This is a genomic window from Nocardia sp. NBC_01388 (assembly GCF_045040085.1).
In the GTDB taxonomy this organism is placed as follows: domain Bacteria; phylum Actinomycetota; class Actinomycetes; order Mycobacteriales; family Mycobacteriaceae; genus Nocardia.
In genome coordinates, this window is sequence record NZ_CP109553.1 from 6,218,003 (window position 1) to 6,229,643 (window position 11,641).

The 11,641-nt window shown below is 67.8% G+C and carries 8 protein-coding genes; 2 read left to right on the top strand and 6 right to left on the bottom strand.

What is annotated here, in order from left to right; translation table 11 throughout:
* Positions 1-73: 73 nt before the first annotated feature.
* The 3 genes from OG716_RS30035 to OG716_RS30045 all read right to left on the bottom strand — a co-directional run bounded on the left by OG716_RS30035 (position 74) and on the right by OG716_RS30045 (position 3,589).
* Positions 74-694 carry a pyridoxamine 5'-phosphate oxidase family protein gene (locus OG716_RS30035; protein ID WP_405133885.1) on the bottom strand — a complete coding sequence of 207 codons (621 nt, stop codon included), beginning with the start codon at positions 692-694 and terminating at the stop codon, positions 74-76.
* 56 nt (positions 695-750) lie between these two features.
* Positions 751-2,517, bottom strand: coding sequence for an FAD-dependent oxidoreductase (locus OG716_RS30040; RefSeq protein ID WP_405133886.1), 1,767 nt, complete (start codon positions 2,515-2,517; stop codon positions 751-753).
* A 115-nt stretch (positions 2,518-2,632) separates the two neighbouring features.
* Entirely contained in the window at positions 2,633-3,589 is a 957-nt protein-coding gene (locus OG716_RS30045) for an EamA family transporter (RefSeq protein WP_405133887.1), read from the bottom strand.
* A gap of 564 nt (positions 3,590-4,153) precedes the next feature.
* Between OG716_RS30045 and OG716_RS30050 the strand changes: the two genes are divergently transcribed.
* Both OG716_RS30050 and OG716_RS30055 read left to right on the top strand, forming a co-directional pair.
* Positions 4,154-5,065 (top strand): LysR family transcriptional regulator, encoded by a 912-nt coding sequence (locus OG716_RS30050; protein WP_405140004.1) that lies wholly within the window; start codon positions 4,154-4,156, stop codon positions 5,063-5,065.
* 165 nt (positions 5,066-5,230) lie between these two features.
* Positions 5,231-6,220: an LLM class F420-dependent oxidoreductase gene (locus OG716_RS30055; protein ID WP_405133888.1), complete on the top strand. Its 990-nt coding sequence runs from the start codon at positions 5,231-5,233 to the stop codon at positions 6,218-6,220.
* A gap of 269 nt (positions 6,221-6,489) precedes the next feature.
* Here OG716_RS30055 and OG716_RS30060 read toward each other — a convergent pair whose 3' ends face one another.
* From OG716_RS30060 to OG716_RS30070, 3 genes are all read right to left on the bottom strand, one after another.
* Positions 6,490-8,310, bottom strand: coding sequence for an AAA family ATPase (locus tag OG716_RS30060; protein WP_405133889.1), 1,821 nt, complete (start codon positions 8,308-8,310; stop codon positions 6,490-6,492).
* A 330-nt stretch (positions 8,311-8,640) separates the two neighbouring features.
* On the bottom strand, positions 8,641-10,443 hold the full coding sequence (leuA, locus tag OG716_RS30065; protein WP_405133890.1) for a 2-isopropylmalate synthase: 1,803 nt from the start codon (positions 10,441-10,443) through the stop codon (positions 8,641-8,643).
* 175 nt (positions 10,444-10,618) lie between these two features.
* Positions 10,619-11,641 carry a putative zinc-binding metallopeptidase gene (locus OG716_RS30070; RefSeq protein WP_405133891.1) on the bottom strand — a complete coding sequence of 341 codons (1,023 nt, stop codon included), beginning with the start codon at positions 11,639-11,641 and terminating at the stop codon, positions 10,619-10,621.

Genomic DNA, 11,641 nt, shown 5'->3' on the forward strand with positions numbered 1-11,641 from the left:
TTCCACGGCGTACCGTCGGCGCGCCGCCCTCAGGACTAACAGGGCGGCGCTCGGGACTTGCGCAGGGCAGCGCTCAGGATTTGTAGAGCAACTCCTCGTACGTGTGCGAGTAGTGCTTCTCCAATTGCTCCAGCGTCTCGGTGCTGTTCGGCTGCAATTCCTTGACCAGTCGCGCCTGCGAGGGCAGGGTGTCGGCCGGCCACTGCTCCGGCTTCCACAGCCCGCTGCGCAGGAATGCCTTGGCGCAGTGCAGGAAGATCTGCTCGACCGCCACCTCGATGGCGAGGATGGGCCGATGCCCGCGCACCACCATGTCGTCGAAGTACGGTGCGTCGCGTACCAGGCGCGCGCGGCCGTTGACCCGCAGCGTCTCACCGCGCCCCGGAATCAGGAAGATCACGCCCACATGCGGATTGGCCAGAATATTGAGGTAGCCGTCCGCACGGCGATTGCCCGGGCGCTCCGGAATGGCAATGGTCGTATCGTCCAGCACACGCACGAAACCGGCCGGATCACCCTTGGGCGAGGCGTCGCAGTTGCCGTCCGCGTCACTGGTGGACAGCACCACGAACGGGGAGTTCGCGATCCACTCCCGGTCGCGCGGGTGCAGTGCGACCCGCTCCTTGGCGATGGCGCGGGGAGTCGGCACGCCCAGCAGTTCCCGCAGTTCAGCCGGATCGGTGATCTCGCTCATGACTCGATTGAACGCTTGCGCCACCGTGCGGTGCCAGCGGTTTGTGCGGAATCTCGCTAGAGCGGTGCGTCGAACAGGTTCGACTGCCCCGCCGCGTACCGCCCGATGTCCAGCTGCCGGAACGGTTCCAACTCGGTGGCCCGGTACAGAGTGAACAGCCGACAGCGCGGGGCATTCGAACCGCTCACGTCCAGTAGCGCGTTGACCGCGGTGCGCGCCGCCTCCGAGGCGCCCTCCATGGTGGCCAGGTCGACATTGGTGCGCACGTAATCGCCTGCCAGGAACAGGTTTTCGAGACCGGCGGTATGCGATACCGGGCGCAGCGCCCACGATCCCGCGGTATTGATCAGCAGCGGGTCGGCATTGGCGTTGCGGTGCTGCGCCGCATCCCAGGTGATGCCGGTGTCCAGGAACCAGGAGTGCAGGTCCTCATCGCGCAGCAGCACGTGCTCGTCATTGAGATGCGCCTTGAGCTGCGCCCACACCTCACGCGAAATCTCGTCTGGCGAGCACTCTTTGGCAGGTTTGCCGTACAGCATGCCCGGGGTGTTCCAGTCGGAGATGTCGACCGACAGACAGTCCCGCACCGATCCGTCGCCGAAGCCGGTCAGCGGGGTGCGATTCCAGAACTGGTTCTGCGCAATGGAAGTCAGCGACCACGGGGAATCCACATAGGCGACGTGACCGCGCGCGATATCGGTCTGGGTGCGCATGAAGAACTGGATGCCGGTCATCCAATCCACCATGAGCTGGCTCATACCGGCCAAATCCGGTCGCAGCGCGAGGATTTCGGGCGTCCACAGGGTGCGGGCCACCTCGGTGGAGAGCGCGGTCACGAAGTAGTCTGCCTCGACCTGCTGCGCCGCGCCCGAGGCGTCGACGATGCGCGCGGCGGAAATACGACCGTCCGCGACCTCGAGGCCACGCACCTCACCGCTCACGAACTTCACGCCGAGATCGCGCAGCCGCGCCACCCACGGATTGATCCAGGCCTCATTGGTGGCGCCGTTCAGCAGCCGGTCCAGGGCGCCGTCATTGCCGACCTCGAGCGGATTGCCGAGGAACTGCTCACCCATATTTCCGATGGTGAGCGTGCTGGCCAGATCATCCTTGGCGGCCACCAGCAGGGTGGTCAGCGTGCGCGAGAGCAGCATCCGGAATTCGGTGGAACGCCTTCCCGCGCCGACGTATTCGCGCCACGGCACCTTGTCCCACTGCCCGTAGCGGCGGGCATCGCAGCTGGTATTGAAGACCAGCAGGCGGTTGGCGAAGTACAGGGCATCGGTGTCGGTCATCTTGGTGCTGGTACTGATGGCCGAACCGACGGTCTCCCGGAAATCGTCCGGGGTGGCCCACGGTTTCCCGGCTCGGCCCATCGGAATGATGGTGTCCGGGGCGTTCTGCCGGGAGAAACGCGCCTCGGGAGCCGCGACCAGGTTGTCCCACACACCGTTCGCATTGCCCGCGAACGGGATTCGCCGCATGGTGTCGGGGATGTGCTTGTAGAAGCCGGGGAAGAAGCGGAAGCCGTGCTCGCCCCACAGTTCCGGGCGGCCGTCGCGGCCGGTGCCGGGCACCGCGATGCTGCGCGCTTTCCCGCCCAGCGCGCGACGCTCGTACACGGTCACGTCGAAGCCGCGCTCGGCCAGTTCGTGCGCGGCGGTCAGGCCGGCGACACCGCCGCCGAGCACCACCACTCGACGACCCGGATCGGCGACCGCGGCGGTGGGGCGCAGTGTTGCGGCCGCCCCGGCCAACGCACCGGCCGCGACGGCGCCACGCAGCACCGTTCGCCGTGTGACGGACATACGCTGTCCAGCCATTCCCTACCTCCCACGCCTGGGGGGAATCCTAGGCAGCAGGAACCGGCAGCGGGTCCGTAGGGTCGGTTTTTTCGTACCGCGAGTCTGCGGATTTTGCGAGGATGCCGACCGTTCGCTAGGCCTCGACGAGCCGGGGGGCGGGTTCCACCGGCACCGACCGGGGCTCCGAGCTGGGAGTCGAGACCGTTCGACGCCCGGCCGAGGTTGCTGTGAACGCGCCTGCGATGACAATCGCCGCACCCACAAGCGACAGCGCCGACGGCGTCTCGTGCAGGAACGCCCAGGAGGCCGCGATGCCCACCACCGGCACGCCCAGCGACAGCGGCGCCACCGTGCTCGCCGGGTAGCGGCTCATCAGATACGTCCACAACCCCGAGCCCGCGATCGTGCCGAGCAGCACGATGTAGGCCAGTGCGGCGAAGGCCGGCCAGCCGCTCATCGAGAAGGAGGCGGCCAGATCGTGCCAACCGGTGGCCGGGCCCTCGGTGAGCGCCGAGAGCGCGAACATCGGCAGCGGCGGCACCACCGCCATCCACAGCGTGAGATGCAGCGGATTCACCGCAGGCCCCGCGGATTCGGCTGCGGCCAACCGTGATCCGAGATTGCCGAACGCCCAGCCCAGCCCGGCCGCCAGGGTCAGCAGCACCGGCAGCAGCGCGGCATGGTGCGACCGGTCCCAGCCGATCACCCCCATCCCCGCCAGGGCGACCGCGATACCGGCCAGCTGGATGCCGCGCAGCCGCTCCCGCAGGAACACCGCGCCCAGCAGCACCGTGAACGGCGCCGACGACTGCAACACCAGCGACGACAGCCCCGTCAGCATGCCCTCCCGCATGGCCGTGAACAGGAATGCGAATTGCAGAATCCCGAATCCCACGCCGTACAGCAGCAGCCACCGCCACGGCACCTGCGGCCGCGGCACGAAAATCAGCACCGGCACCGCGATCACCGCGAACCGCAACCCCGCGAAGAAGAACGGCGGAAAGTGGTCGAGCCCCACCCGAATAGCCAGAAAATTCAGTCCCCACAGCACCACAACGCCCAGCCCGAGCACCCGATCACGATTGGTCATACCCCGAATAGTGAGGCCACCAATAGGTAAGAACAATCGAATATATCCACACCAACAATGTAGTAAAACTTACCCATGCCCCACCCCGAAGACCCCACACCCCACCCACCCCGCACCGTCCCACCCCCACGCCGCATCCAACCACCCACCGCAGCCCTCCCACCCGACCCCGCCACAACCACCCAGGCGATTCCCGACCCCGCCCCGCGCACCCCTGCCCGGCCCCGCCGAATCACCCCGGCGCCCGCCGACCACAGCACTCACGGCGCGACCACCGACGTCGGCAGAGCGGACACCGCCCGCAGGCCAAGAGCATCCAGCGCGCGCACAAGCCCCGGGCGCGGTGAGGCGGCCCTCGTCGGCAACGACGAGCATGACACGTCCCACGCTGAGACCGACAGCGAGTCTTCCGATACCGGCACGCTGCCAGGTGGCCCGGCTTCGGGTGCCGTTACCGGCAGCCCTTCCCACCCACCCGACGCGAGCAGAGGATCCAGCAAGGGATCGGAAGGCGCAGTGCGCGTGGATGATTCGGAGCTCGCCCAGAGTCGCGGCGGAGCGGGGATGGCGATCGAGCGGTTACGGGTTCTGCGGGAGTTGGCGGATCGGGGGACGGTGGCGGCGGTGGCGGCGGCCTTGTCGATGACGCCGTCGGCGGTGTCGCAGCAGTTGAAGGTGCTGGCGCGGGAGGCGGGGGTGGCGCTGCTGGAGCCGGATGGGCGGCGGGTGCGGTTGACCGATGCGGGGCGGGCGCTGGTGGTGCGGGCGGATGAGGTGCTGGCGGCCATGGACAAGGCGGCGGCGGAGATGGCGTCCTATCGCGGGTCGCCGCGGGGGGAGGTGCGGGTGGCGCTGTTCCCGTCGGGGGCTGCGCTATTGCTGCCGCGGGTGCTGGCCGAATTGGCGGGCAGCGGAGTGGAGATGGTGGCTCGGGACGAGGATGTGCCGGCGGTCGAAGTACCGCGATTGCTGGCCGATTACGACGTGGTGCTCACCCATCGTGACGAACGGGCGGCATCGATCGGCGGGCCACGGGTGGCCTCGCGGGTGCTCATGCGGGAGCCGATCGACGTGGTGGTCGGGCCGAATCATCGACTGGCCGGGCACGGCGCGGTGGTGCCCGCCGAACTCGCCGACGAGACCTGGCTGAGTGTGCGCGGCGGATTCCCGGTCGACGACGTGCTGCGCTCCATTGCCACCGTCACCGGCGTACAACCGCGAATTGCTCAGCGGCTCAACGACTTCACGGTAATCGAAGCGCTGGTCGCCTCGGGCTACGGCATCGCCCTCATGCCCCGGCACGCGGTACGCCACCCGGACGTGGTCATGCTCCGCCTGGCCGGAGTCCGCGCCGCCCGCCTCTACGACCTGGCCACCCGCCCGCACGCCGAGAAGCGTCCCGCGGTGGCCACCGTCCTCGCCGCATTCCAGGCCGCCGCCCGCAGGGCCACAGGGCCGGACGATCAGCAAAGGTAACTGCGCGACTGGATCATTCGCTGCGACAGGCCGCCGCGGCGGCGCAGGCGAGCCGTAGCTCCGGCACCCGCCCGCGCGCGGCAGCACCGCCGGCCACACCACCCGCCGCGCCATACCGCCGCAGCTCTTGACTTGGAGTGCACTCCAGGTCATAGCGTTGACCGCATGAGCATTCGTCTCGGATACCAAATGCCCAACTTCAGCTACGGAGTGCCGGGGCGCGACCTGTTCCCGGCGGTTGTCGCGCAGGCGCGCGAGGCGGAGGCCGCGGGATTCGACGCCGCCTTCGTCATGGACCACTTCTATCAGCTGCCACTGATCGGCGCGCCCAGCGAGCCCATGCTGGAGGCGTACACCGCGCTGTCCGGTCTGGCGGCCTCCACCGAGCGAATCCAGTTGTCCGCCTTGGTGACCGGCAATACCTACCGCAATCCGGCACTCACCGCCAAGACCGTCACCACCCTGGACGTGGTGAGCCGCGGCCGGGCCGTGCTCGGCATCGGCGCGGGCTGGTTCGAGCTGGAGCACCAGGCCTACGGCTTCGAATTCGGCACCTTCACCGAGCGTTTCGAACGCCTCGAGGAAGCCCTCGAAATCATCACGCCGATGCTGCGCGGCGAGCATTCCACCTTCGACGGCAAGTGGTACCACACCAAGGACGCCATGAACGAGCCCCGCGTCCGCGACGACCTGCCGATCATGCTCGGCGGTGGCGGCGAGAAGAAGACCTTCGCCCTGGCCGCCCGCTTCGCCGACCACCTCAATATCATCTGCAACGCCTCCGAGATCCCCCGCAAACTCAAGGCCCTGCACGCCCGCCTCGACGAGGCCGGCCGCGATCCGAAGACGCTGGAAACCAGCTTCCTGGCCTTCGTCATCGTCGATGAGGACGGCGACCGCGCCCGCAAGATCCAAGCCGATCTGCTTGCCCGCCAAGGCATTGCCGACCTGTCCTCGCTGCCCGCCGAGGCTCTGCGCCAGTCCCCCGCCGACCGCCAATTCGTCGGCACGCCCGACGAGGTCGCCGAACAGTTCCAAACCCGAGTCCTCGACCACGGCATCGACGGCCTCATCGTCAACCTCGTCACCGGCGGCCACGAGCCCGGCACCGTAGAACTGGCCGGCCGCGCCCTCTCCCCCCTCGTCCACGCCTGACCCACCCCGCACGACCACACAGCCCGTGCCCCGCCGCACAGCCCCGATAGCGGCTGTCCGGCCGAGACACGGGCTGTTCGATGCGATTTCCCGCGCGGCACACCTACTTGGCAGCTGCGGGTGTGGATCCCGGCCGGCGCATGCCGGAATGACGGAGTGAAGTACATGCCGGGATGACGGAGGGGAGTATGCGCCGGGGTCGGATGGTGCGTGCTGAACAACCAACGCCCCGCAGCTGCGGGGCGTTGGTTGTGTTGCGGGGGTTCGGGTCAGCGCTGCTGGTGCGGGGGCGGACCCTGTCGGCTGGCGTGGTAGCCGAAGTCGTCGGCGACCATGGCGGCCAGTTCGAGGAGGGCTTGGCGAGTGGGTTTGCCCACCAATTCGAGATCGATCTCCGCGCCTTCGGCGAGGTGATCGTCGAAGGGCACCACCTGGACGGCGCGGGTGCGGTCCAGGAAGAGCTTGCGGAGCTGATCCAGGTCCACGGTCGAGGAACCCTTGCGAGAAGCGTTCACCACCACCACGGTTCGTTCCACCAGCTTGTGGTAGCCGTGGTGATCGAGCCAGTCCAGGGTGGCCGAGGCGCTGCGTGCGCCGTCGATGGCGGGCGAGGTCACCAGCACCAGCGAGCTCGCCATATCGAGCACGCCCGACATGGCCGAATGCATCAGTCCGGTACCGCAGTCGGTGAGGATGATGTTGTAGAACTGCTGCAGGATGCCGATGGCCTTGCGGTAGTCGGCCTCGCTGAACGCCTCCGAAACCGCCGGATCCTGCTCACTGGCAAGCACTTCCAGGCGGCTGGGCGCCTGCGAGGTGTGGGCGCGCACATCGGAGTAGCGGGAGATGTGGTTGTCCTCCAGCAGGTTCCGCACCGTGGAGCGGGTCTGCCGTGGCACCCGGTGGGCGAGGGTGCCCAGGTCGGGATTGGCGTCGATGGCAATGACCCGGTCACCGCGCTCGGAAGCGAAGGTGGAACCGAGACCGACTGTGGTGGTGGTCTTTCCGACACCGCCCTTGAGCGACAGGATCGCAATGCGGTAGTCACCGCGCACCGGCTGATTGACCCGATCCACCAGCTGCGCGTGCACCACATCCGCGGGCGACTCACCCGGGTTGATCACACCGCCGGAGGCCTTGTGCACGGCTCGGCGCCACCCGCTGCGCGGCGCCCGGCGCGCCCGCTTCAACAGGTTCAGATCATTGACCGAATGCCCCGGAGGCGGCGGCTGCTGAAAACCGCCCTGCTGCATCGGAAAGCCCTGCGGCGGCTGACCGTTCCAGCCCTGCGGCGGATAACCGCCCGGCGGCATCGGCGGCTGTCCGCCCTGCTGCATCGGCGGCTGCTGCTGTGCGGGCGGCGGGGACCAGCTGTAGATCGGCCCGCCCGGCTGATCATTGCCCGGTGCGAACTGCTGCCCCGGTCCACCGAACTGACCGGGCGCACCCGGCTCCGGCGGCGCGGGCTGATCGGGAAACACTCGGCGAACCATGCCGTCGCTGCCGATTTCCTGCCGGATCTCGCCGTACGGAGTGTTGTCGCGGACCTCGCCGTAGGTGCCCTCGGGCGGCGGAAACGCACCCGGCGCACCGGGATTCGGCGGCGGCGCGAACTGCCCGGCATCCGGCATCTGATGATTGCCGGAGTTCTGGAACCCCTGCTGGTACGGCCCACCCGGACCGTTGAGTCCTGGTCCGGCGAACGGACCCTGCCCCTCGAACGGTCCGTTCGGACCGCCCGCGAACGGACCCGGAGCACCGTACGGCCCCGCCGGCGGGAACCCGCCGGGCGCAAAGGGATTCGGCCCGTCACCGGGGCCCTGCGGCGCGAACGGGTGCGGCTGCCCCTGGCCGTACGACTGCGCGAACTGCCCGCCCTCGGCCTGGAAGGCGGTGGTCTGCTCGATCGAGTCGGGAACCGGCGGGAAGAACCCCGACCCCGGCTGCTCACCCTCGCCCGGCGACTCCGCGGCGCCCGTACCCGGCTCCGGCGCAGCCCCGGCGGATGCGGCGTCGTCCTTGACGTCGTCGCCATCCCCGGTCGTGCCCGGCGCGGGCTTCGACTTCGAATTCTGATCGTTCGTGGTCACGTGTCCCCCATCTGCTCGACAGCTCGAACAGAGAGCTCGGCGCTAATGCAATCCAACGCTAGCATTGCCAACCGCCGCACACCCTGGCCTGGTAAACCTTTGCACCCCCAGGCAACTGCACCGCAACCGGGAGTTCATCGGGCACAGCAGCAAACCCTGCCCGGACCTCGCGAACGTGACAACTGATTTCGTGAGGTCCGGGTAACTCGTCGGGTACGTCCACAATCTGCTGGGCACCCAACCGCAAGCACGCGTTCCCAACCCTTGACGGCACTCAGCCGTGCGCTAAAGGTTCGGGGAGGCGGGCGCTAAAGGTTCGGGGAGGCGGGGTCAGCCCTCGCGAGCCGCACGGTTCACTGCGGAAACGACAGCCCGCAGAGAAGCGGTGGTGATCGAGGTGGCGATGCCCACGCCCCAGGTCACCTTGTCGCCGATCGCGCATTCGACGTAGGCCGCGGCCTGGGCGTCGTCACCGGAGGACATGGCGTGCTCGCTGTAGTCCAGTACCCGCACGTCGTATCCGATGGTCGCCAGCGCATCCACGAACGAGGCGAGCGGGCCATTGCCCTCACCGGAGATGGCCTGTTCGACCCCGTCCACCTTGACCACGGCCTCGATGTGATCGACGCCGCCGTCCAATTCGGAGGCGGTGACCTTCTGGCGGATGCGCTCCAGCGGCAGGATCGGGGTCAGGTACTCCTCGGAGAAGACATCCCACATCTCCTTCGGGGTGACCTCGCCGCCCTCACCGTCGGTGATCTTCTGCACGGCCTGCGAGAATTCGATCTGCAGGCGGCGCGGCAGCACCAGCCCGTGATCGGTCTTCATGATGTAGGCGACGCCGCCCTTGCCGGACTGCGAATTGACCCGGATGACAGCCTCGTACGTGCGGCCGACATCCTTCGGATCGATGGGCAGGTACGGGACCGCCCAGGTCATATCGGCCACATCGGAATCCGCGGCGTCGGCGGCGGTCTTCATGGCGTCCAGGCCCTTGTTGATGGCGTCCTGGTGCGATCCGGAGAACGCGGTGTAGACCAGGTCGCCGCCGTATGGGTGGCGCTCGGCCACCGGCAGCTGGTTGCAGTATTCGACCGTGCGGCGGATCTCGTCGATATTGCTGAAGTCGATCTGCGGATCCACACCGCGCGAGAACAGATTCATCCCCAGCGTCACCAGGCAGACATTGCCGGTGCGCTCACCATTGCCGAACAGGCAGCCCTCGATGCGATCCGCGCCGGCCTGGTAACCCAGTTCGGCGGCGGCCACGGCGGTGCCGCGGTCATTGTGCGGATGCAGCGACAGCACGATGGAATCGCGGCGAGCCAGATTGCGGCTCATCCACTCGATGGAATCGGCGTAGACGTTCGGGGTTGCCATCTCCACGGTCGCCGGCAGGTTGATGATCAGCGGCTTCTCGGGAGTCGGCGCGATGATCGCGGAGACCGAATCACACACGTCCAGTGCGTAATCCAGCTCGGTGCCGGTGTAGGACTCCGGGCTGTACTCGTAGCGCCAGTTGGTGTCCGGGTACTTCTTCTCGATCTCCAGGCACAGCGACGCGGCGTCGGTGGCGATCTTCTTCACGGCCTCGCGGTCCGCGCGGAAGACCACGCGGCGCTGCAGGATCGAGGTCGAGTTGTAGAAGTGCACGATGGCCTGCGGCGCACCGGCGCACGCCTCGAAGGTGCGCTCGATCAGCTCGGCCCGGGACTGCGTCAGCACCTGAATGGTGACATCGTCCGGAATCGCGCCGTCCTCGATGATCTCGCGGACGAAGTCGAAATCGGTCTGGCTGGCCGCGGGGAACCCGACCTCGATCTCCTTGTAGCCCATGCGGACCAGCAGATCGAACATGCGCCGCTTGCGCGCCGGGCTCATCGGGTCGATCAGCGCCTGATTGCCGTCGCGCAGATCCACGGCGCACCAGGACGGCGCGCGGTCGATGATCTTGTTCGGCCAGGTGCGGTCGGGCAGCGTGATCGGCTCGACCTCCTCGGCGAACGGCCGGTACCGGAAGGTCGGCATGGAGGAGTTCTTCTGCGTATTCCAGGCAGGCTGGTCGGCAGGAGCGGGCTTGCTCGGCACATTGATCGTGCGAGAGCCGGAAACGAAAGCATCAGCGGGTGACATGGCGATTATCTCCGAGAGTGTGGCTGGATCCCAGGGTTGGGGTAGACCGGCACGACTAACACCCGCGACGGGCGCCGGTCCGTATCAGACCCCGTCGCGGCGGCCGAGGAGAAGGCTTGCCCGCTGCATGATGATCACGAGTTTACAGGGCGGCAATGAGTGCCCGGAAGCCCGGCTAGCTATCTACCGGACGCGCGCAGAGTTCATGGATGAATCGCATCTTGTCGAGCACCGGCCCGGCCAGCACGAACGGATACAGATCGGGGTGTCCCATGGACCGGTTGACCATATTCAGCGCCCAGGTCAGCGGCAGCCACAGTTCGATGATGCGGTCGAAACCGGCCTCGCCCAGCTGCGGACGGTCCAGGGTCGCGCCCGCCGGAGCGAAACCGAAAGCCGCGGCGGTATCGAGGGTGTCCCGGATGTGCAGGTAGTGGGCGAAGGTTTCGGCCCAGTCCTCGGCCGGATGCATGGTGGCGTATGAGGAGACGTGACTGGACTCCCAACCCCGCGGCGGACCCTCGGAGTAGTGCCGGTCCAGGGCCTCCTGATAGTCGGCGAAGGGGTCGCCGAAGAGAGCGCGGGAGCGATCCAGGTCGGCGCCTGCGACCAGGACCGGGAAGTAGTAGTGGCCGATCTCGTGGCGGAAGTGACCGAGCAGGGTGCGGTACGGCTCGTCCATCTCGATGCGGAGTTGCTCGCGGTGCACATCGTCGCTCTCGGCCAGATCGAGGGTGATGACGCCATTGTCGTGGCCGGTCATGACCGGTTCCTCGGCACTGGCCAGCAGGTCGAAGGCGAGGCCGAACTCCGGATCGGCGACCCGGTCCACAATGGGCAGGCCGAGTTCGGTGAGCTCCAGGACCAGGCGGCGCTTGGCGGTCTCGGCCTCGGCGAACGCCGCCAGCCATTTGTCGTCCTGATCGGCGGGGCGGGTGCGGGTGAGGCGGCAGGATTCGCACAGCACCGTGCCGGGCCCGGCCTTGACCAGCCAATTACATTGCGCAACATGCTGGTTGGAGCACAATCGGAACTCCGAGGCAGCCACGGTGCCGCCGTTCGCGGGAGCGGATTCACTCGCCAGCACCAGGAGCGTTCGCTCGGCCAGACTGAAACCGAGTGGGCTGCGGCAACTCAGGCACAGCGAGTTCTCGAAGGCCAGGCGCTGGCCGCATCGGGGGCAGTTGAAATCACGCAT

What these genes read in the sequence shown, in the direction of transcription:
- OG716_RS30035 (WP_405133885.1), bottom strand. Translation starts at nt 694, where the DNA reads ATGAGCGAGATCACCGATCCGGCTGAACTGCGGGAACTGCTGGGCGTG.
- OG716_RS30040 (WP_405133886.1), bottom strand. Translation starts at nt 2,517, where the DNA reads ATGGCTGGACAGCGTATGTCCGTCACACGGCGAACGGTGCTGCGTGGC.
- OG716_RS30070 (WP_405133891.1), bottom strand. Translation starts at nt 11,641, where the DNA reads ATGCGTGATTTCAACTGCCCCCGATGCGGCCAGCGCCTGGCCTTCGAG.
- OG716_RS30045 (WP_405133887.1), bottom strand. Translation starts at nt 3,589, where the DNA reads ATGACCAATCGTGATCGGGTGCTCGGGCTGGGCGTTGTGGTGCTGTGG.
- leuA (WP_405133890.1), bottom strand. Translation starts at nt 10,443, where the DNA reads ATGTCACCCGCTGATGCTTTCGTTTCCGGCTCTCGCACGATCAATGTG.
- OG716_RS30050 (WP_405140004.1), top strand. Translation starts at nt 4,154, where the DNA reads ATGGCGATCGAGCGGTTACGGGTTCTGCGGGAGTTGGCGGATCGGGGG.
- OG716_RS30055 (WP_405133888.1), top strand. Translation starts at nt 5,231, where the DNA reads ATGAGCATTCGTCTCGGATACCAAATGCCCAACTTCAGCTACGGAGTG.